The organism is Streptosporangium sp. NPDC002607, assembly GCF_053592655.1.
Genome location: NZ_JBSFWD010000013.1, coordinates 1 through 19,619, shown reverse-complemented (window position 1 = coordinate 19,619; position 19,619 = coordinate 1). Strand labels below are relative to the sequence as shown.

At 70.4% G+C, this 19,619-nt stretch carries 19 protein-coding genes; 2 read left to right on the top strand and 17 right to left on the bottom strand.

Annotated elements, in window-relative coordinates; translation table 11 throughout:
• Positions 1-145: 145 nt before the first annotated feature.
• The 6 genes from ACWD3H_RS16985 to ACWD3H_RS16960 form a co-directional block, all read right to left on the bottom strand.
• Positions 146-619, bottom strand: coding sequence for a hemerythrin domain-containing protein (locus tag ACWD3H_RS16985; protein ID WP_451955614.1), 474 nt, complete (start codon positions 617-619; stop codon positions 146-148).
• A gap of 218 nt (positions 620-837) precedes the next feature.
• Entirely contained in the window at positions 838-1,497 is a 660-nt protein-coding gene (locus tag ACWD3H_RS16980; protein ID WP_451955613.1) for an ABC transporter ATP-binding protein, read from the bottom strand.
• A complete protein-coding gene (locus ACWD3H_RS16975; RefSeq protein WP_451955612.1) occupies positions 1,490-2,437 on the bottom strand; it encodes an ABC transporter ATP-binding protein in 948 nt (315 codons plus the stop codon). Before ACWD3H_RS16975 ends, ACWD3H_RS16980 begins: the two co-directional genes overlap by 8 nt.
• Positions 2,434-3,252, bottom strand: coding sequence for an ABC transporter permease (locus ACWD3H_RS16970; protein WP_451955611.1), 819 nt, complete (start codon positions 3,250-3,252; stop codon positions 2,434-2,436). The genes ACWD3H_RS16975 and ACWD3H_RS16970 overlap by 4 nt, the downstream gene beginning before the upstream one ends.
• Entirely contained in the window at positions 3,253-4,233 is a 981-nt protein-coding gene (locus tag ACWD3H_RS16965) for an ABC transporter permease (protein ID WP_451955610.1), read from the bottom strand.
• Positions 4,230-5,780 (bottom strand): ABC transporter substrate-binding protein, encoded by a 1,551-nt coding sequence (locus tag ACWD3H_RS16960; RefSeq protein WP_451955609.1) that lies wholly within the window; start codon positions 5,778-5,780, stop codon positions 4,230-4,232. The genes ACWD3H_RS16965 and ACWD3H_RS16960 overlap by 4 nt, the downstream gene beginning before the upstream one ends.
• A 271-nt stretch (positions 5,781-6,051) precedes the next feature.
• Between ACWD3H_RS16960 and ACWD3H_RS16955 the strand changes: the two genes are divergently transcribed.
• The gene (locus tag ACWD3H_RS16955; RefSeq protein WP_350916447.1) at positions 6,052-6,507 is read left to right on the top strand and encodes a GNAT family N-acetyltransferase; all 456 of its coding nucleotides are present in this window, start codon (positions 6,052-6,054) and stop codon (positions 6,505-6,507) included.
• Between the two features lie 51 nt (positions 6,508-6,558).
• On the opposite strand, the gene ACWD3H_RS16950 is transcribed toward ACWD3H_RS16955, so the two are convergent.
• A complete protein-coding gene (locus tag ACWD3H_RS16950; RefSeq protein ID WP_451955608.1) occupies positions 6,559-7,443 on the bottom strand; it encodes an NmrA/HSCARG family protein in 885 nt (294 codons plus the stop codon).
• A 99-nt stretch (positions 7,444-7,542) separates the two neighbouring features.
• Here ACWD3H_RS16950 and ACWD3H_RS16945 point away from each other — a divergent pair, with 99 nt between their 5' ends.
• Entirely contained in the window at positions 7,543-8,133 is a 591-nt protein-coding gene (locus tag ACWD3H_RS16945; RefSeq protein ID WP_451955607.1) for a TetR/AcrR family transcriptional regulator, read from the top strand.
• 173 nt (positions 8,134-8,306) lie between these two features.
• Here the strand turns inward: ACWD3H_RS16945 and ACWD3H_RS16940 are convergent, their stop codons facing one another.
• The 10 genes from ACWD3H_RS16940 to ACWD3H_RS16895 form a co-directional block, all read right to left on the bottom strand.
• Positions 8,307-9,776 (bottom strand): dihydroorotase, encoded by a 1,470-nt coding sequence (locus ACWD3H_RS16940; RefSeq protein ID WP_451955606.1) that lies wholly within the window; start codon positions 9,774-9,776, stop codon positions 8,307-8,309.
• A complete protein-coding gene (locus ACWD3H_RS16935) occupies positions 9,769-11,205 on the bottom strand; it encodes an MmgE/PrpD family protein (RefSeq protein WP_451955605.1) in 1,437 nt (478 codons plus the stop codon). The genes ACWD3H_RS16940 and ACWD3H_RS16935 overlap by 8 nt, the downstream gene beginning before the upstream one ends.
• The gene (locus tag ACWD3H_RS16930; protein ID WP_355551444.1) at positions 11,198-12,094 is read right to left on the bottom strand and encodes a cyclase family protein; all 897 of its coding nucleotides are present in this window, start codon (positions 12,092-12,094) and stop codon (positions 11,198-11,200) included. The genes ACWD3H_RS16935 and ACWD3H_RS16930 overlap by 8 nt, the downstream gene beginning before the upstream one ends.
• A 64-nt stretch (positions 12,095-12,158) precedes the next feature.
• Positions 12,159-13,361, bottom strand: coding sequence for a CaiB/BaiF CoA transferase family protein (locus ACWD3H_RS16925; protein WP_451955604.1), 1,203 nt, complete (start codon positions 13,359-13,361; stop codon positions 12,159-12,161).
• Between the two features lie 50 nt (positions 13,362-13,411).
• Complete coding sequence (locus ACWD3H_RS16920) at positions 13,412-14,290, bottom strand: IclR family transcriptional regulator (RefSeq protein ID WP_451955603.1); 879 nt, start codon at positions 14,288-14,290, stop codon at positions 13,412-13,414.
• 7 nt (positions 14,291-14,297) lie between these two features.
• Positions 14,298-15,572 (bottom strand): Ohr family peroxiredoxin, encoded by a 1,275-nt coding sequence (locus tag ACWD3H_RS16915; RefSeq protein WP_451955602.1) that lies wholly within the window; start codon positions 15,570-15,572, stop codon positions 14,298-14,300.
• Positions 15,569-16,930 carry a M20/M25/M40 family metallo-hydrolase gene (locus tag ACWD3H_RS16910; protein WP_451955601.1) on the bottom strand — a complete coding sequence of 454 codons (1,362 nt, stop codon included), beginning with the start codon at positions 16,928-16,930 and terminating at the stop codon, positions 15,569-15,571. Before ACWD3H_RS16910 ends, ACWD3H_RS16915 begins: the two co-directional genes overlap by 4 nt.
• 17 nt (positions 16,931-16,947) lie before the next feature.
• Complete coding sequence (locus ACWD3H_RS16905; RefSeq protein ID WP_355551454.1) at positions 16,948-17,727, bottom strand: SDR family NAD(P)-dependent oxidoreductase; 780 nt, start codon at positions 17,725-17,727, stop codon at positions 16,948-16,950.
• A complete protein-coding gene (locus tag ACWD3H_RS16900; RefSeq protein ID WP_355551456.1) occupies positions 17,724-18,581 on the bottom strand; it encodes an ABC transporter permease in 858 nt (285 codons plus the stop codon). Before ACWD3H_RS16900 ends, ACWD3H_RS16905 begins: the two co-directional genes overlap by 4 nt.
• A gap of 14 nt (positions 18,582-18,595) precedes the next feature.
• The gene (locus ACWD3H_RS16895; RefSeq protein ID WP_355551458.1) at positions 18,596-19,426 is read right to left on the bottom strand and encodes an ABC transporter ATP-binding protein; all 831 of its coding nucleotides are present in this window, start codon (positions 19,424-19,426) and stop codon (positions 18,596-18,598) included.
• Between the last annotated feature and the right edge of the window lie 193 nt (positions 19,427-19,619).

Sequence of the window (19,619 nt, the reverse complement as noted above, 5' to 3'; positions counted from 1 at the left end):
GCTACCGGCGGCCGCTCTTAAAACAGGCGCCACCAGCTGCGATCGCTTTCAGGACGAGGACGGCCCGCACGATCGCAGTGCCGCGGCGAGGAGTGCTGATCGGCCGTCCTGACCGGGTTCCGATGACCCGGTCAGGACGGGCCGATCAGCGTTCCTTGTCGTCGCTGAGCAGGAAGCCGGGCCGGGAACGATCCCAGCCCGGCACGTTCAGCGCGTTGAGCGCCGAGACGATGCGTTTCTCCTCGTAGACGAAGTGCGTCTCCATCAGCGCGGCGAGGCTGTCCAGCTCGCTGCGCACCACGGCCGGATCCGTCTCCTGGTCCAGGCCGCCGACGAGCGCCTCCAGCCTCCTGAGGGAGTCCTCCACCAGCCGGTGGTCGCGACGCAGTTCGTCCAGTACCGGACGCAGTTCGGGAAACCGCGCGGCGAGCTCGGGGAACGCGCCGTCGTCCTCACCGGTGTGGTGCCGGTTCAGGGCGGAACAGAAGGTCAGGCAGTGGGCCCGCAGTTCGCGGGGGCGCGCGCCGCCGTCGAGGTAGGCCTCGACGTTCTCGCGGAGTGCGTCGAGCTCCTCACGGAGCCAGAGATGTACTTCGATCAGTTGGTTGCCGAACGCCATCAGGCGTCCATCGGGTGTTTCCAAGGTCGTCCAGTGTTCCGGCGCCTCCATGCCCTCGGCGATCTCTTTGCCGGGTGCACCGCGACGCTGGCACAGAACCTCATCATCATCGCGACGATCGGTCAACCCGCACTCGCACCGGCCGGAGAAAGGGCGACCCGCCCCGTTTCGCGCCCACGGTGAGGGGATGCCGGTGCGATCCACGTACAAGATCGCGCTCATGATGGAGACAGATCTCCGTGTCCGGCGAAACCAACGATCTCGTCGGCCCAGCGATCCAGCAGGATCGGGTCGTGACTGATCGCCAGCACTCCCGCCCCGGTACGCTCCCGGTAGGCGTTCACCACCCCGACCAGGTGTGCCTGCGTGGAGGCGTCCAGCATGGTGGTCATCTCGTCGCAGATCAGGTAGCGGGGTTCCAAGGTCAGTGCCCTGGCCACGCAGGCCCGCTGCAACTGCCCGTCGGAGACCTCGTGCGGCCATCGGGTGAGCAGGTCGCCGGTCAGACCTGTCTCCCTGGCCAGCTCGTTGACGCGCTCCTCGTCCGGCCGGCCGTTCGCGGTCAGCGGCTCGCCGATCACTTCGGCGAGTTTGAGACGCGGGTCCACTGAGAGCCTGGGCTGCTGGTAGATCAGGGCCACTCGGGTGCGCAGGTCGCGGGCCGCGCGCTGCCGCCAGCGCGTCACGATCGTGCCGTCCACGGTGAGCGTGCCCGACGCCGGACGCAGCATCAGCGCCATGACCCTGGCCAGCGTCGACTTCCCGCAGCCGCTCGGCCCGGCCAAGCCGGTCACCTTACCGGGCATGATCGTCAGGGACGTCTCGTCCAGTGCGGTGTGCCTGCCGTACCTGACGGTGATTCCGGACGCTTCAAGCATGCCTGTCCTCCAGGGCGTGGTGGCAGGCCACGCCGCCGTCCATCGGTGGCGGCACGGCGCACCGCTCGGTTTCGTGGCCACAACGCGACCGGAACGCACACCCTTCGGGCAGCCGGGTCAGCTCGGGCGGCAGGCCGGGGATGGGGACGAACGCCCGATCCGGCTGGGCCGCCACCAGCCCCGCCGTGTACGGATGGCGGGGGCGCCCGAGTACCTCGGCCACCGGCCCCACCTCGACCAGGCGGCTGGCGTACATCACCGCGAGGTCGTCGGCGACCCGCTCGGCGGCGCGCAGGTCGTGCGTGATCAGGAGTACGGCACGTCCCTCGTCGCACAGCTCGCGCAGCGTCGCCATCGCCCGGTCCACCAGCGGCCGGTCCAGCCCGCTGGTCGGCTCGTCGGCCAGCACCAGCCACGGGTCGCCTGCCAGCGCGATCGCGTTCGCCACGCGCTGGGCCATGCCGCCCGACAGCTCGTGCGGGTAACGGTCCAGCTCCTGCGGGCGCAGGCCGTACCGCGCCGCCAGGTCATCGGCCGTGGCGTGCGAGCCGAGCTCGCGCATGGCCTCCTGGAGTTGCGCCCGTGCCGTGCGCACCGGCGTGAGGTGGGTGGCCGGGCTCTGCGGGATGAGCCCGATCGCCCGCCCGCGCACCCGCCTGGCCAGTACGGCCTGCGAGGCGCCGAGGAGTTCCATCGACTCCTCGCCGTGCTCCAGCCATGCCTGGCCGGAGACGGTCGCGTTGTCCGGCAGCAGGCCCAGCAGCGCGTGCGCGAGCACCGACTTGCCGCACCCGGACTCACCCACCAGGGCCAGGCAGCTACCCGGCCGTACCTCGAAGGTCGCCTCGCTGACCGCCTGCACCAGCGCGCCGGGGATGCGGAAGCCGACGCTCAGCCCCTGAACCCGTAGCCGTCTGCGGCCGGTCACAGTTCCGGTCACAGTTCCAGCTCCGATCTCCAGCGAGGGTTACGGCGGTCACGCCAGTGCTGGGCCAGCACCGATACCGCCAGCGTGGGCACCAGGATGAACAGGCCGGGCATCAGGCTCGACCACCAGTCGCCGGTGAGCAACGAGCGCTGCCCATCGTTGATCATGTTGCCGAGTGAGGCCAGGTGCGGCGGGAGTCCCAGGCCGAGGAAGCTCAGCGCGGTCTCGTGCCAGATCGCGTGGGGCATCATCAGCACCGTCGCCAGCATCAGGTGGGGGAAAAGGTGCGGTAGTAGATGGCGGCGGACCACCCGCATCCTGGTCGAGCCTCCGGAGATCGCCGCCTCCACGAACGGGCGCGAGCGCAGCGAGAGCACCTCGGAGCGTACGATCCGCGCCGCCGTGGTCCAGTGCGTCACACCTACGGAGACCACCACGGCGGCGGCGCTCGGCGCGAACAGTGCGACGATGAAGATGCCGAACAGCAGGTGCGGCAGGGCGTTGAAGCCGTCCACCACCCGCATGAGAAGGCGGTCGGGCAGTCCTCCCAGACTGCCGGCCGCCAGGCCCACGAGTCCGCCGATCACCATGCTGACCAGCGCGGCCACCAGGCCCACCAGGAAGGAGACGCGCAGGCCGTAGATCGACCGGATCAGCACGTCCCGCCCGACCTCGTCGGTGCCGAGGGGGTGTGCGAAAGAGGGGGGCTGCCCGGCCGCGCGCAGGTCCACCAGGCTCTGGTCGAGTTGCACGACAGGCGGCACCAGGAGTACGGCGAGCGCCAGCAGCACCAGGGTGCCGGCCGCGAACTTGAACTTCACCGGCATTCAGCCCACCCCCAAGGTGCGCACCCGCGGATCGGCCACGGTGTAGGCGATGTCGGCCAGCAGGTTGCCGACCAGCACCGCCGCCGTGCCCAGCAGCGTGAGCGCCGCCAGCAGCGGGAAATCCACGGCCAGCGCCGCCTGTACCGAGGCCGCGGCGACGCCGGGCCAGGAGAAGATCGTCTCGACCAGGATCGCGCCGGTGACCAGTTCCGGCATCCGAGCACCGAGCAGGGTGAGAAAGGGCAGCAGCGCCGACCTCAGCGCATGCCGCACGATCACGGTTCGCTCGTGCAGGCCGCGGGCGCGCGCGCCGATCACGAAGTCCTCCCGCAGCACCCCGATGACCGACTCCCGCACGTAGAGCACCAGCCACGAGGACTGGGAGATCGCCAGCACCGCGACCGGCAGGACCATGTGCGCGGCCACATCAGCGGGGCTGATCGTGGTCGACGCCGCGTCGGTCAGGCCCCCCGCCGGCAGCCAGCCCAACTGGACCGCGAAGACCCAGATGGCCAGCAGCCCCAGCCAGAACACCGGGGCGGCCTCGTTGGCGAACGCGCCGCCGGTGATCGCCCGGTCCACCCAGGAGCCGCGCCGCCAGGCGGCGAGGGTACCCACCACCAGGCTGCCGACGAACATCAGCACCAGCGCCGAGCCGGTGGCCAGCAGGGTCCAGCCCAGCCGCTCGCCGATGATCTCGCCGACCGGCCGATGCAAGGAGCGCGACTCGCCCAGCTCGCCGCTGACCAGGTTGCCGAACCAGGTGGCGTACTGCTCGAGGACCGGCCGGTCCAGGCCCCAGTTCTGCCTGATCGACTCGACCACCTCAGGAGAGGTGACCAGCGCGCGTTCGCCGAGGTACTGCCTGACCGGGTCGAAGGGGGAGGCCTGGGCCAGCGCGAACATGCCGATCGTAACGGTCACCAGCAGTGGCACCGCGAAGGCCACCCGCCAGGCGATCATCTTGAGTACCGCTCTCACGCGACCGGCTTCCAGGTGTGGATGCCGGCGAACAGGCCTCCGGTGGCGTGCTCGTGACCGTCCACGCCCGGCACGATCCCTTCGTACCTGCCGCGGATCACGTACACGTGCTTGAGGAAGACCAGGTACGAATAGACCTCGTCGTCCCTGATGACCTTCTGGAAGTCGGCGTAGATCCGCTCGCGCTCCGCCTGCTCGCCCGAGGCCCTGCCCTGCTCCAGCAGCCTGTCGGCCTCGGGGTTGTCGTAGCGGCCCGGGTTGAAGAAGCCCTGGCCCTTGAAGTCGGAGTGAAACAGCTCGTAGTTGACGTAGTCGGGGTCATACGGGCTGCCGAACCCCATGACCGCCGCGTCCCTGTCCAGTCGCGCTTCGATCGCGTCCCAGTCCAGGCCGATCGGCTCGACCCGCAGACCGATCCTCTTGGCGTCGGAGGCGGCGGCCAGCGCGAGTTCCTTGCGCAGCGAGTCGCCCGCCGGATACATCAGGGTGAACTCGGCACTCCTGCCGTCCTTCCCCCTGATACCGTCCTTCCCCATGATCCAGCCCGCCTCGTCAAGCAGCTTGCCGGCGGCTTCGGGATCGGTGTCACCGGTCACTTCGGGGTTGTGCCATCCAGTGTCGGGCGAGATCGGCCCGTAGGCGGGAACACCCGCGCCGGCCAGGATCGTGTCGACCATCGCCTGCCGGTCGAGGGCCAGGCTGAACGCCTTGCGTACGGCCCGGTCGCCGGTCACCGGCTGAGTCATCGGGAACATGATCGCGCGATAGTCCGCGCTCGGTACGTCATACACGGTCACGTCCTGCCGGCCGCGTAAGCCGACGGCGGCCTTCGGCGGCAGCACGGTGGCGTCGAACTCGCCTGCCCGAACCCGGGTCGCGCGCACATTGTCGTCGGGGGCGAAGGCGAGCACCAACCTGGAGATCGCCGGAGCGCCGCCCCAGTACTCCTTGTTCGCCTCCAGCACGATCTTGTCTCCGGGCGTCCAGGAGACGAACCGGTAGGGGCCGCTGCCGACCGGCTTGGTCTTCTCCATCGTGCCCATGGGCACGATGCCGAGCGTGCTGCGCTGCACGAACGGCGCATAGGGATACCGAAGACCGAACACCACGGTCCGCGCGTCGGGAGCCGCCACATCCTTGATCGCCGAATAGTCGCTCCTGATCGTGGAGTTGTTGGCGGGATCGAGCAGCGCCTCGTAGGTGTACTCCACGTCCTTGCTGGTCAGCGGCTTGCCGTCGTGGAACTTCAGCCCTTCCTTCAGGGTGAAGGTGACGGTCGTCCCGTCCTCGGAGACAGTGGGCGGCTCAGCGGCGAGCGCGGGCTTGATCGTCAAGTCGGGCGCCCGGCTCATCAACCCGTCGAAGATCAACGATCCCCCGTCGGGAGAGAACCCGAGCACCGGGCTCAAATTGTCGAATTCCGAGCTCAGGCCGATGACGAACGTGTCATCCGGCGGGTCGGCCGGCCCCTGCGGGGCGGAACAGGCCGCACCGGCCAGAGCGAGGACGACGCACAGCGTGGCGGACTTCTGGAGAAGTTTTGTCACAAGAGAAGTTCTATCAGTTGCATATTACTTGCAATAACTTGGGATGAACCCCCCATGGAGATCACGTTGCATCTGTCCCCGCTACGCGCCGTGGCGGCGAGGACGGCGGAGATCGGCCCCGGTGATCCGCGCCGACGAGAGCCTCACCGTCGCGACCTGGCCGCGACGGGACGGCGGGGACGGCGCCTATACGATCAACGAACGGAAGGACACCCACCAGGCACCCGACCACCTTGACATCAAGTGTCTCCAAGAAAGGATGGGCACAGGATTGAAGATCGCAGTCGATGACCTCTCCGGTCCGGAGATCGCCGGATTCCTTGACGAGCACGTCCAGGAGATGCGGTCCATCACTCCGCTGGAGAGCAAGCACGCCCTCGACCTGGAGAGCCTGCGCAGGCCCGAGATCACGTTCTGGTCGGTCATGGACGGTGACAGCCTGGTCGGCTGCGGCGCGATCAAGAGGCTGGACGCGGACCACGCGGAGGTCAAGTCGATGCGCACCAGGCCGACGCGCAAGCGGAGCGGAATCGCGTCCCTCCTCCTGGAGCACATCGTCACCGAGGCCAAGCGCATGGGATTCACCAGGCTGAGCCTCGAGACCGGGGCGGCCGAGTTCTTCCTGCCGGCCCGGAAGCTGTACGAGAAGTTCGGGTTCGAGTACTGCGACCCGTTCGCGGACTACAAACCCGACCCGAACAGCGCGTTCATGACGAGAGTGCTCTGAGGACCTGCACAACCCCGACCGTCAACCACCTCAACGCCGCCGTGAGGACGTTCAGCCTTCTCGGGTGGTGAACAGCTCCTGGATCCCGGCGCTGCCGCCTTGCCGGAGCCAGGAGGAGAAGTCCAGCAGGCCGGGGTGGCGTTGGCGCAGCGCCGCGATGTCGGCCCGCCACAGGCCTCGCTCGTCGGTGAAGGCGCGTGCGGTGTCCTCACCCAATCCGGCGCTCTCGACGGCGACCTGCCGGTAGGTGATCTCGCGGTCGATGCTCCGGCTGATGAGCTCCACGGCCTGGAGAGATGTCAGTTCGTCGCCGGCGAGCTCGATGGCCTGCCCGAGGTAGTCGTCCGGGTGGGCGAGGGCGAGGGCGGCGAAGGCGCCGATGTCGGTGACCGCGATGAGTTGCACCGGCGTGTCGGGGGCGAAGAGGTGGACGAGCTCGTGTCCGTCGATCCCGCCGAGGGGCAGGCCGGGAATGGCGTGGTTCTCCATGAACCGGACGGGCCGCAGGATCGTGGCGGGCAGGCCGAGCTTCTGGATGTGCTGCTCGATGCGCCATTTGCTCTCCCAGTACGGGATGCCGGTCCCGCGTTCCGCACCGCCGACCGAGGCGAACACCAGGTGCGAGACACCAGCCGCGACGACGGCGTCGGCCAGGGCGATGCCGCGCCGGACCTCGCGGTCGGAGTCCTCGTCGTCGGGCGTGACACCGAAGACCCCGTACGCACCGGTTGCGGCCCTGGCCAGCGAGCCGGGGTCGTCAAGGTTCCCGATGTGCAGCTCGGCCCCCGCCGCCGCGAGCGCCTGGGCGGCGGGGGCTGCGGGGTCGCGGACCAGGGCTCGTACCGGCCGGCCGGCCGCCAGCAGGTGGGTGACGGCCGCGCCGCCCTGGCGGCCCGTGGCGCCGATCACGAGGACGGGTCTGTCCATGGTGTTCATGGGGATCCTTTCCTGGGCCCGGATGAGGGCCGATAAGCTGAGACTGCCTCAAGAAATATATTGAGATAGTCTCGACTTAGCAACCGAGGAAGACACCGTATGGCAAGCACCGACAGGCCGCGCCGACGCCCCATGCGCGCCGATGCGCGCCGCAACTACGAACGGCTGCTCGCCGAGGCGGCGAACGCATTCGCCGAGCATGGCGTGGACGCCTCGCTGGAGGACGTCGCCCGGCGCGCCGGTGTCGCGAACGGCACCCTGTATGCCCACTTCCCCACCCGGCAGGCCCTGCTGGAGACGCTGATGCGCGACCGCATGGAGGCGCTGTCCGGCACCGGCCGTGACCTGCTCGAGCAGACGTCCCCCTACCAGGCCCTGGTCGCCTGGACAAGGACGGCGATCGCGCACACCGCCACCTATCGGGGCCTCGCCGCGTCGCTGATGCACGCCATCGAGGATGAGACGTCCGAGCTGCACGCCGCATGCCGGTCGGTGCTCAGCGCAGGCGAGCAGCTCCTGGATCGCGCGCGGGCCTCGGGCGCGATACGCGCCGACGTCACGGCATCGGACCTGTACGCCCTGATCAACGCGGTGGCCTGGGCCGGAGAGCAGACCTCCGCCGCCCAGGGCGAGCGTCTGCTCGCCTTCGCTCTGGACGGACTGCGCCCACCGAGCAGTAGCCGCGGCTGAGGCCGATCGGGGGGCTTGGCACAGCGTTATGGAATGAATGAGGGTGATCGCGCCGGCCTGCGCCGTTCTGTGAATCCGGGCACCGGCCAGGGGTGCCCCTGAACCGCCGTGAACGAACGCGACCGGGCCACGCTCTCGGAGAGCGGGGCCCGGTCGCGTTCCGAAAGAACCGGTCAGGCGATGCCGGTGGGACGGTGGATGTAGCGGCCCACCGGGTCGCCGACGATCTTTCCGCCGTCCAGCACCCGGTGACCTCGGACGAAGGTGTCGGTGACCTGGGCGGTCAGCTCGAAGCCCTCGAACGGGGTGTACTCCTGGGTCGACTCCGACTCGGCGGCCCGGACGGTCCAGGTCTTGTCCGGGTCGACGAGGCACAGGTCGGCGTCCAGGCCGACCGCGATGGCGCCCTTGGTGCGCAGGCCGTAGCGGACGGCCGGGTTCCGCGCGGTGAGCGCCGCGATGCGGCCGTAGGACAGGCCACGCCGACGGCCCTCGGTGATCATCCCTGGGAGCAGGTACTCCGCCCCGCCGAAACCGGACTTGGCCACGAAGATGTCGTCGCGCGGCTCGCCGAACTTCGTCTCGTCCCGGCAGCAGGCGTGGTCGCTGACCACCCAGTCGACCGTGCCGTCCAGCACGTACTCCCACAGGGCCTCGACGTCCTCGCGGGGCCGCAGCGGCGGGTTGACCTTGCCGCCGAGGCCGTGCGCGGTGGTGATGTCGGCCAGCAGGTGGCCGACGGTCACCTCGCGCCGGAAGTTGATGTGCGGGAACGCGCCGGCCATCCGGACCGCGGCGTCCACCGCCTTCCTGGACGACAGGTGCAGCAGGTTGATGGTGGGCAGGCCGGTCTCGTGGGCCAGGTAGGAGGCGATGGAGACCGCCAGGCCCTCGGAGTGCGGCGGCCGGGAGGCGTGGTAGGCGGCCAGGCCGCTCAGGTCTCCGGCGTCCTCCACCATCTTGGTGTACGCGCTCATGATCTCGGCGGTCTCGCAGTGCAGCGACAGCGAGATCTCGTCGGCGAGGTCGGGGAAGCGCTCCCTGGCCGCCTGCACGCCGCGCATCACGAACTCGAAGTGCGCGTAGTCGTAGCGCTCCCCTGGCGGGATCATCAGGAAGGAGTTCTGGTCGGCGGAGCGGCCGTGCAGGCCGTGGCTGCCGTAGAACATGAAGACCTTGAACGAGGTGACGCCGAAGCGCTCGATCAGGTCGGGGATCTCCCCGATGTGGCCACGCGACATCGGCGCGAGGTGGAAGCCGTAGTCGACGTAGGCGCGGTCGGCGGCGGCGTCGAGCACCTCGGGGAAGAAGTCGGCGTACTCGCCACCCTTGTTGAGGTAGTACTGGCCGGTCCGCATGTAGGTCAGCGCGGTGGTGACGCCGCCCTGGGCGCTGGCCCTGCTCTCCGAGACGGTGTCCTCGCCCAGCGGGTTGTAGATGCCCCAGTGCTGGTGGGCGTCCACCACGCCGGGGAAGGCGAGCTTGCCGGCGCCGTCGACGACCCCGCGGGCCGCCGAGGCGTCCAGGCCGGGCTCCACCCTGGCGATCCGCCCGTCCTTGATGGCGATGTCCGCCTCGACGGGCTCGTCGCGGTCGTGCGAGACCACGCGGACGTTCTTCACCAGCAGGTCATACTCAGTCACGGCCGTCTCCTGTCGCGTGCTGCGGCTCCGCCACCAGGCGGAGCAGGTCTCCGATGTCGTCCAGTTCGTCGAGCCGTGCCACCCGGTCGGTCACGGCGTCCATGGCGGCGGCCGACAGCCGCCCCTCGGCGTTGTCGCGGAACTTCGCCGCCAGCTCGCCCGCCGAGAGCGGCCGCTGGGGGCCGCCCCTGTTGGTGAGCACCTCCTGGCTCCACTCGCGGCCGTCGGCGTCGCGGGCGCGCAGCACCGCGGGGAACTGGTGGGGGAAGATCTCGGTGGCACGCTCGTCCGCCACCACCTCGACCTTGGCCATGAGGTCCCTGCGGAGCGGGTCGCGGGCCAGTTCGTCGGTGAAGTCCGCCAGCCCCACGCCGAGGCCGCCGCCGCCCAGCAGCCCGGCCGCGACCGCGTACGGACCGCTGAACTGCGCCTGGTAGCCGGTCTCGGGAGCGCGCTTGCCCTCGATCGGCTCGCCGATCGTCCGGATGACGGGCGCGGGGACGCCCAGCGTCAGGCTCTCCACCCGCGAGGGGTCGAGCCCCTGCTCGCGCAGCCCGATCGCGGCGTCCACGGCGGTGTGCACGAAGTGGTTGGCGGGGTAGGGCTTGAAGAAGATCCCGGGGACCGCCCAGTCGGTGCCGAGACCGGAGGTGATCTCCGAGGCCTCGTACCGCCCGTGCAGGAACGCCTGGAAGAAGCCGAACCTGCCCTCAAGCACGGTCGGCGGCCCGGTGAAGCCGCGCCTGACCAGCTCGGCCGAGGTCACCGCCGACTGCGCCGCCCACCCGCAGTGCAGCCGCTTGACGGTGCCGCCGGTGCGGTTGGCCTCGATGATGCCCGAGGCGGTGGAGGCGGCGACGCCGAGCGCGTCGAGCACTCCCTCGCGCGGCAGGCCGAGCAGCACGGCCGCGGCGACGGCGCCCCCCAGGGCACCGCAGATGGACGTGGCGTGCTGGCCGTGCTCGAAGAACGTCGAGTTGCCGGCCTCACGGTCGTAGCCCGCCATGCCGATCCGTACGCACACCTCCAGGCCGACCGCGATGGCGTGGATCGTCTCGCGGCCGGACGCCCCGGCCAGCTCGGCGGCGGCCAGCGCGGCCGGGACCACCGAGGCGCTGGGGTGCAGCACCGAGGGCAGGTGGGTGTCGTCGTAGTCGAGGGAGTGGGCGAGCACCCCGTTGGCGAGGGCGGCCAGCGGTGCGGGCACCGCGGAGCCGCCGCTCACGATGTGGGCCTGGGGGCGCCCGCCCTGGTCGCGGACGTACTCCACGATGGCGGCGCTGGTCGGCAGCCGGTGCGCGGCCACGCACAGCCCGATCACGTCGAGCACTCGCTTGCGGACGCTGTCGACGACGTCGGCGGGCAGCGTCGAGTAGGAGGTGTCGGCGGCGAAGTCGGCCAGCTGGCGGCCGAGCGTCGGCTCAGCCACGGCGATCCGCCTCCCCGGCGGCCTCGGCGCTCCGGCCGACGATCGCCAGCGGCCGTACCGGCGAGCCGGTGGCGCCGAAGAGCGCCAGCGGCGACAGCACGAAGGTGAACTCGTGCACGCCGTGCAGGGCCGGCTCCTCCAGGTTCATCGTCTCGATGATGTAGACGCCGGACTCCACCAGCAGCACCCGGTGCGCGGGCAGCACGCTGTGCCCCTGCCCCGGAGCCAGGCACTCGAAGGCGATGGTGTCGGCCCCGGCGGCACGCACCCCGCGCTCGGCCAGCCAGTACGCCCCCGCCTCCCCCACCCCCGGGACGCCGGACTCGGAGCCGATGTAGACCGTGCGGTCGGGGTCGGAGAAACGGCTGCCCCACCCGCTGCGGATCAGCACGACGTCACCGGCCTCGACCTCGGTGCCCTGCTCCCGTACGGCCCTGTCGAGGTCGGCCGGGGTGATCTCGTAGCCCGGCTCGCAGCAGGCCACTCCGAGCGCGGCGGGCAGGTCGAGCAGCACGCCTCTGCACACCATCGGCGCGACCGTGTGGATGCCGTGCTCGGGGTAGCGGCCCCCGACACAGGCCGCCGCCGCGTCCGCCCCGCCGTGCAGCCTGCCGTCGTGGGACACATGGGCCAGCGCGTCGATGTGCGTGCCCACGTGGGTGCCCATGACGAGCATGTCGTTGGCCGCCGACCCACCGTCGGGACGCACCTTGTCGCCGTGGCGGCGCGGGAGCGTGTGGGTGTACGCGGGGTGGTTGGGCGACTGTGGCATGCCCGCGTAGAACGGGCGGCCCAGGTCGTACACGGTCACGCCGCCGCGTACCGCCTCCAACAGGGGGTCGCGTACCGTCTCTCCCGGCGAGGTGGCCAGGGTGGTGGATGTGCTCACGTCGTCTCGTCTCTCCCGATGTCCGTCTGTCCCCCCGATCGACGCGTCACCGCGCCGTCGCGGATCAGGCGATGATCTTTCGTTCTCGTAGGTCGCCCAGGGTCGCGGGGTCACAGCCCAGCTCCTCGACGAGCACACGGTCCGTGTCGGCTCCCAGGTCACGGCCGGTGAACCGGATCCGGCCCGGTGTCCGCGACATCCGCCACATCACGTTGTGCATCAGCACGGAGCCGAGGTCGGCGTCGTCGACGGAGGTGAGCATCCCGGTCTCGCGGACGTGGGGATCCTCCACGAGGTCCCGGGCGTCGTAGACCGGGGCGACCGCGGCGCCCGCCGCGGTGAACTCCGCGACGACCTCCTCCCGGGTGCGCTCGGCGACCCAGTCGCCGAGCAGCCGGTCCAGCAGTTCCACGTGCTGGACCCGGCCCGCGCCGGTGGCGAACCAGGGCTCGTCGATCACCTCGGGGTGCCCGACCAGGCGCATCACCCGCTCGGCGATCGTCTGGGCACTGGTCGAGACCGCCACCCAGTGGCCGTCGGAGGTGAGATAGGTGTTGCGCGGCGCGTTGTTGGTGGAACGGTTGCCGTGCCGGTGCGCGATGGTCCCGAGCTGCTGGTAGACGGTCGGCGAGGGGCCGACGGCCGTCATGATGGGCTCCAGCAGGCTCATGTCGACGACCTGACCGCGCTTTTCCGGGTCACGCTCGCGGTCCCACAGCGCCATCATCGTCGCCGACGAGGCCGCGATGCCGCAGATGCTGTCGGCCAACCCGAAGGCGGGCAGCGTGGGCGGTCCCTCGGCCTCGCCGGTCAGGTGGGCGAAGCCGCTCATCGCCTCGGCGAGCGTGCCGAACCCGGCCCGCCCCGCGTACGGCCCCGTCTGCCCGAAGCCGGTGATCCTGACGATGACCAGCCCGGGGTTGACCTCGTGCAGCCTGTCGGGGCCCAGCCCCCAGCGCTCCAGAGTGCCCGGCCGGAAGTTCTCGATGAGCACGTCGGTGCGTTCCATCAGCCGCAGGAAGAGCGAGGCCCCCTCGGGCGCGGACAGGCTGAGCCCGATCGTCTGCTTGTTTCGGGAGATCTCCTTCCACCACAGCGAGACACCGTCCTTGGACTCGCCGTGGCCGCGCATGCCGTCGCCCGCCGTCGGATGCTCGATCTTCACCACCTCGGCACCGAAGTCGCCGAGGATCTGGGCGCACAGCGGCCCGGCCAGGATCGTCGAGGCGTCGACGACCCGCAGGCCCTCCAGTGGTCCGTCGCGCATGCTCACTCCCAGGTCAGAAAAGGTTTCGTCGATGTTCTTCCGGACGGGTGTCACCCGATGTCCCCCCCGTTCCGGCCTGTTGTGCGAAAGCCGAGGTCGGCCGAGATGTCGGCGGCCGCGGTGGCCACCCACTCCCCCAGCAGTTCTCTGCGGCTGCGAATGAACATGTCCTGCGCCCCGCACAGTGACACCGATCCGACGACCTGTCCGGTCGCGCCGCGGAAGGCCGCCGCCACACTCGTCGCCCCCGACTGCCGCTCGCCGAAGCTGACCGCGTAGCCGAGGGTGCGGATCCGGTCGATCTCCTCGCCCAGCGCGGTCGTCGAGGTGATCGTGGCGTCGGTGACGCTGTCGAGGCGGTGGTGGGCCACGTAGTCGTCCACCTCCGCGTCGGGCAGCGCCGCGAGGATCGCCTTGGAGGAGGACCCCGCGTGCAGGGGATGGCTGGTGCCCAGCGCCACCGACATCCGGATCTCCTGGTCGGAGAGGACCTGGTCGACGTAGACCCGCGACCAGCCCTGGCGGAGCGAGAGCGTCGCCGTCTCGCCCGCCCGCTCGGCCAGCGCCACCAGGTGCCGGTGCGCGACGGCGGGCACGTCGAGTTCGCGCATCGCGGCCAGGCCGATGCTCAACGCCCCGGGGCCGAGGCGGTAGAGCTTCCTGTCCTCGTCGAAGCTCAGGAACTGGCCGACCACCAACTCCCGCAGTATGCGGTGTGTCACGGCCTTGGGCAGGCCGGTCTGCCGCGCGATCACGGAGACGCCCTGAGCCTGAGGCGACCTGCCGATGACATCGATCACGGCGAGAGCCCGCGCGATACCGGAGCGGGAACGCTCCGGCTCCTGCTCCTCTCCGACGTCATCGACGGTCATGGTTTCCTCGTTGGTCAGGACGCGCGCGGCAGGCGACGCGGTAGGGGGAGAGATCATGTGAATGTCATAGGGCAGCGCTGTCCGGAGGGCCGCCGAGGACCTCAATCGTGACCTCAGCGTTACCTCGGATCGCGTTGGAGTAGGGGCACAGGCCGTCGGCGATGCCGACGATCCGCTCCAGGTCCGCCTGCGGGACGTGCGGCGCGGAGATGCCGAGCGCGGCGGCGATCGCGTACTTCCCGCCGGGCACCGAGCCGAGGGTCACCGACGTGGTGATGCTCACCGGGTCGAGGCCGATCCGCTCGCGCCGTGCCACGATCCCCAGGGCACTGGCGAAGCAGGCCCCGTATCCCGCGGCGAAGAGCTCCTCGGGGTCGGTGCCGGTGTCGCCGGGCGTGCGGTCGGCGGGCCTGGTGAGGGCGAGGTCCAGCGAGCCGGTGAGCGAGCGGGCGCTACCCGCGCGACCGCCCTGGACCTCGACGGTCGCGGTGTAGATCGGCTTGAACGTCGCCTCCGGCCGCTCGGCCCCGTGCGCCAGTACGTGTTCGGCCACCGCCTTGGCGAAGATCTCCGGCTGCTCCTCGGCGACGAAGTCGGTGCCGCCGGGGATGGTGACCAGCGGCACGCCCGGCAGCGCGGCCTGGACGACGTCGTTCATCCTGGCCACCACGTCGTCGCCGCCGTGCAGCAGCAGCATGGGGATGCCGGCGAGCGCGGCGGTGTCCAGGTGGTGGTCGAAGACCGCCCGATAGGCGACCGCGTAGTCGGGACCCACGCTGAGATACTCGGCGACCTGGCGGCTGGCCGACTCCGCCGAGATCCTCGGATAGAGCCAGTAGACCCGCTCCCAGATCGTCGTCAGGTGGCTGCCGTCGTGGGCGACCTGGTAGCCCGGCGCGTAGCCGGCCTTCTTCTTCGCACGCTCGGCGTCGTCGTACAGCGGCAGCCCCTGGAAGATCAGGCCGCTCACCCGGTCGCGGGCGGTGAGCGCCGCCTCGGCGGCGATCACGGCGCCGGTGTGCTGCCCGAGCAGATGCACCTTCTCCAGGCCGAGCGCGTCGGCGATCCGCCACGTCGCCGCCGCGTAGTCGGGGATGGACCACTGCTCACCGGGCGCGTCCGACATCCCGAAGCCGGGGGTGTCGACCGCGACGACGTACAGGCCGTGCGCGGCCAGGGCGGCGAGGGCGCGCTCGTAGGTCGCCGACGACAGCGGCGACTGGTGCAGGATGAGCAGCGGGACCGCCGCGGGGTCGCCCGCGCGCCGGTAGTGGACCTGACCCCAGGGCAGCTCCAGGTAACCGCGCTCGGAGGCACCGCGCAGGTGGGTGGCGCTCATCGGTCCACCGCCATCGCGGCCATGACCTCGACGACGTGCTTGATACCCATGCGGTAGTCCTCCACAAGAATGTTCTCGTTGGGGCCGTCGACCCCGGAGTCGGCGCGCGAGACGCCGACGCCGACGATCGGGCGCCCACCCATGACGCCCTGGTTGCCGATCCACTGCGTGTACGGCTCGATGACGGGCTCGGCACCGTAGACACGGCGGGCCGCGTCGGCGACCAGCGACACGAACGGGTCGCGGTGGTCGGTGGCGCTCGGACTGCTGGTGGCCATGACCTCGATCGCGATGTCACCGAAGCCGCCGTCGGCCAGGTGCTTGCCGAGGGCCCGCAGCACCCGCTCGGGGTCCTGCCCGGCGACCAGGCGGATCTCCACCTTGGCGGCCGCGGTGGCCGGGATGCCGAGGGTGATGTCGTCGCGGTTGTCGCCGCCGACGATGCCGGCGACCGTCAGGGTCGGGCGGGTGCGGATCTCGACCGCGGCCTGGGCGTCGTCGAGGCCGCCGATGAAGGAGTCGACTCCGGCCCGGGCGCGCAGGAAGTCGCCGTCGAAGTGCAGCCGGGCCAGCAGCTCCCGCTCCTCGTCGGTGGGCACCCGCGCGTCGTCGGCGAAGCCCGCCACGGTGACGGTGCCGTCGGGCCGCTGCAGGCTCGCCAGCGCCGCGGCCAGGCGGGTGGTCGCCGACGGCAGCAGCGCGGTGTTCTGGCTGGTCAGCTCACGGGTCAGGGTGGTGGCGGTCAGCCTGAGATAGAGCACGCCCTTCTCACTGAGCTTGAGCAGCGGCCTGCCCTGCTCGTCCACCCAGGAGTTCTCCCACAGGGTGCCGTCGCTCGTCAGCCGGTCGGCGTGCGCGCGGACGAACGAGCCGAGGCCGGGGCTGTGCAGCCACTGCTTGCCCTCCATGATGTAGCGGCTGGTGACCGGCGCCTTCTGGCCGGACAGCCGCCACGCGGCGGCGGCGTGCACCCGCGACATCAGGGCGCCCTTGTCGTCGGCGACGCCTCGCGCGTACAGCCGTCCGTCGTGGATCTCCGCCGCGTACGGGGGGCTGATCCACCGGTCGTCGTCGCCGGTCGGCTCCACCTCGACGTCGTAGTGGTTGAAGTGCAGCAGGGTGCGCTCCCCGCCGCCGATCTCACCCAGCACGTACGGGTGGGAGTGTTCCCAGGGGATGACCTCGGCGGTGCCGCCCCAGCGGCCGACCGAGGCGGCGAGGAACTCGGCGGTGGCCACCATCTGCTCGGGTTCCTGGCGGCGGCTGCGGATCCGGCAGAGCTGCTGCAGCTCCTCGACGAAGGTGTCGAGGTGGGCGTCGACGGCGGCCAGTGCGGCGGCGACATCGGGCTTGGACATGGAGTGCTCCTCACGCGTCACTGGGTGATCACTCCGCCGTCGACGTAGATCGTCTGACCGGTGGTCATGGCGGCGGCGGGGCTGAGCAGGAAGGCGACCGCGTTGGCGACGTCGCCGGCCCCTGCCATGCGGCCCAGGGGGATGGTGGCCATTTTGTCTTTCATGTACGCCTCGTTGGCGCGAACGTCGGCCGTCATGTCGGTGGGCACGATCGTGGGTCCGACGGCGTTGACCCGGACGCCGTCGGGGGCCCACTCCAGAGCGAGCACCTTGGCCATGTGCATCACCCCGGCCTTGCTGACGCAGTAGCCGAGGGTGTCCAGGACCGCGATGTGGCCGTTGGTCGAGCCGATGTTCACCACGCTCGCGGCGCTCTCACCGCCCTCGCCGGCCGCCTTGGCCGCGTCGCGCAGCGCCGGGTAGGCGGCCTGGGACATCCGGAAGGTGCCGGTGAGGTTGACGTCGAGGACGTCTGTGAAGTCACCCTCGCTCATCGTGGCCGCCGGCCCCCGCCGTACGATGCCCGCGTTGTTGACCAGGTGGTCGAGGCGGCCGTGCGCGGCGAGCACCTCGGCGACCAGCGCGCGGCAGGACTCCGCCGAGCGGACGTCGACGTGGTGGCGGGTGTGCCCGTCGCTCTCGGGCAGCGGCGCCTGCCAGTCGTCGCCGGAGGTCACGTCTGCCTGGGCCACGCGGGCGCCGCGGGCCGCGAGCGTGGCGGCGATCGCCGCACCGATGCCCCGGCCCGCGCCGGTGACCAGGGCCACCCTGCCGTCGAAGCGGTTCGGATCGCTCATGCGCCGATCACCCGGCTGTCCTCGGCCCAGAAGGCGAAGCGCCGCTGGGCGAAACGGATGAGGGAGTGCGCGATGAGGCCGAGCACGGAGAGCACCACCAGGACCGCGAACATTCCGGAGATGTCGAAGTTGTAGTTGGTCTGCAGGAGCAGGTACCCAAGCCCCTCCTTCGCGCCGATGAACTCGCCGACGACCGCGCCGAGGATGGCGAAGACGATCCCGATGTCGAGCCCGGCGAAGATGAAGGGCAGCGCGCTCGGCAGCCGGACCATGCGGAAGACCTGGAACCTGCCCGCGCCGAACACGGTCAGCATCTGGATCCGGTCGGCGTCGGCCGAGCGCAGCCCCTCGATGACGTTGACCAGCATCGGGAAGAAGGAGATGACCGCCGCCATGACGATCTTGCTGGTCATGCCGAAGCCGAACCAGACGACGAACAGCGGCGCCAGGGCGACCTTCGGCACCGTCTGGAAGGCGACGATGTACGGCATGAGCGTGCGCTCGGCCAGCCGTACCTGCGAGATCAGCGTGCCCAGCACCATCGCCGCGCCGACACCGATCACGAAGCCGATCAGGGACTCCTGGAGCGTGACCAGCAGGTGCGACCAGAACTGGTCGTCGGTGAGCTGGGTGACCAGCGACGCGACGATCTGCGAGGGCCGGGGCAGCACGTAGTCGTCGATGCCGAGGGGCTGCACGAGGAACTCCCAGGCGAGCACCGCGGTCACGAAGACCCCGGGGACCATGATGAGCTCGGGGCGCTCGCGGAGGTCGAATCCCCTCAGGCGGCTCTTTTTCCGTTCCTGGCCCGGCGGACGGGCGGGTCGGCCGTCGGTGGCCTTGGTCATTGTCATGGTGGTGTACCTCGTCAGTCGATGACGCCGGCGGCGTTGAAGTGCTGGCGGATTCGCGTCACGTAGACCCCTGCGCGATCGGAGGACATGACGCTGAGATCGCGCGGGCGCCCCAGCTCGATCGGGACGATCTCGGCGATCCGCCCGGGACGGGAGCTGAGCACGATGACCCGGTCGGACAGGAACACCGCCTCGGGGATGGAGTGGGTGACCAGGACGACGGTCTTGCCGCTCTCCTTCCAGATGCGCAGCAGCTCGACGTTCATGTACTCCCTGGTCATCGCGTCCAGGGCACCGAACGGCTCGTCCATGAGCAGTACGGACGGGTCGTGCACCAGGGCCCGGCAGATCCCGGCGCGCTGCTGCATGCCGCCGCTGAGCTCGTGCGGGTACTTGTCGCCGAAGCCGTCCAGGCCGACCATGTTCAGCAGGTTCCTGGCCTGCTCGCGGTAGACGGCCGCGTCGAGTTTCTGCACCTCGACGGGGACCATCACGTTCTCCAGGATGGTTCGCCAGGGCAGCAGGGTCGCGGCCTGGAAGACCATGCCCACCTCGGGGAGCGGCTTGGTCACGTCCCGTCCCGCGACACGGACGACGCCCTCACTCTTGGGGATCAGCCCGGCAAGGATCTTCAGCAGGGTGGTCTTACCGCATCCGGAGGGTCCGACGATGGAGATGAACTCCCCCCGCCTGACGGTGAAGCCGATGTCGGAAAGCGCATGGGTGGGCTCCGACCTGCGGGGCCGGTACAGCTTCTGCAGGCCGGCCACCTCGATCCATGCGTCTTCGTCCACCGATGCCGATGCGGCGGTGGCCTGGCGGCGGCCGGGGGTCCTGATGGCCATCGGCCCTCCTCTTCGATGCTCGGGTGCTGGTCGGTCGTGGTCGCCGGTCGCTCCGGCCCTGATCCACTTCTGGTGGTGCGGCCCCGGGTCCCGGGGGCCCACCCCGGGGTGTGGGGGCCCCCGTCACCGAAGGCGTACCACCCCCGGAAAATCGGGCTGTAACGCAGGGGCGGGGGGACAACCCCGGCGGAGT

What these genes read in the sequence shown, in the direction of transcription:
- ACWD3H_RS16980 (WP_451955613.1), bottom strand. Translation starts at nt 1,497, where the DNA reads ATGCTTGAAGCGTCCGGAATCACCGTCAGGTACGGCAGGCACACCGCA.
- ACWD3H_RS16895 (WP_355551458.1), bottom strand. Translation starts at nt 19,426, where the DNA reads ATGGCCATCAGGACCCCCGGCCGCCGCCAGGCCACCGCCGCATCGGCA.
- ACWD3H_RS16985 (WP_451955614.1), bottom strand. Translation starts at nt 619, where the DNA reads ATGGCGTTCGGCAACCAACTGATCGAAGTACATCTCTGGCTCCGTGAG.
- ACWD3H_RS16910 (WP_451955601.1), bottom strand. Translation starts at nt 16,930, where the DNA reads ATGTCCAAGCCCGATGTCGCCGCCGCACTGGCCGCCGTCGACGCCCAC.
- ACWD3H_RS16915 (WP_451955602.1), bottom strand. Translation starts at nt 15,572, where the DNA reads ATGAGCGCCACCCACCTGCGCGGTGCCTCCGAGCGCGGTTACCTGGAG.
- ACWD3H_RS16945 (WP_451955607.1), top strand. Translation starts at nt 7,543, where the DNA reads ATGGCAAGCACCGACAGGCCGCGCCGACGCCCCATGCGCGCCGATGCG.
- ACWD3H_RS16920 (WP_451955603.1), bottom strand. Translation starts at nt 14,290, where the DNA reads ATGATCTCTCCCCCTACCGCGTCGCCTGCCGCGCGCGTCCTGACCAAC.
- ACWD3H_RS16925 (WP_451955604.1), bottom strand. Translation starts at nt 13,361, where the DNA reads ATGCGCGACGGACCACTGGAGGGCCTGCGGGTCGTCGACGCCTCGACG.
- ACWD3H_RS16950 (WP_451955608.1), bottom strand. Translation starts at nt 7,443, where the DNA reads ATGAACACCATGGACAGACCCGTCCTCGTGATCGGCGCCACGGGCCGC.
- ACWD3H_RS16900 (WP_355551456.1), bottom strand. Translation starts at nt 18,581, where the DNA reads ATGACAATGACCAAGGCCACCGACGGCCGACCCGCCCGTCCGCCGGGC.
- ACWD3H_RS16970 (WP_451955611.1), bottom strand. Translation starts at nt 3,252, where the DNA reads ATGCCGGTGAAGTTCAAGTTCGCGGCCGGCACCCTGGTGCTGCTGGCG.
- ACWD3H_RS16905 (WP_355551454.1), bottom strand. Translation starts at nt 17,727, where the DNA reads ATGAGCGATCCGAACCGCTTCGACGGCAGGGTGGCCCTGGTCACCGGC.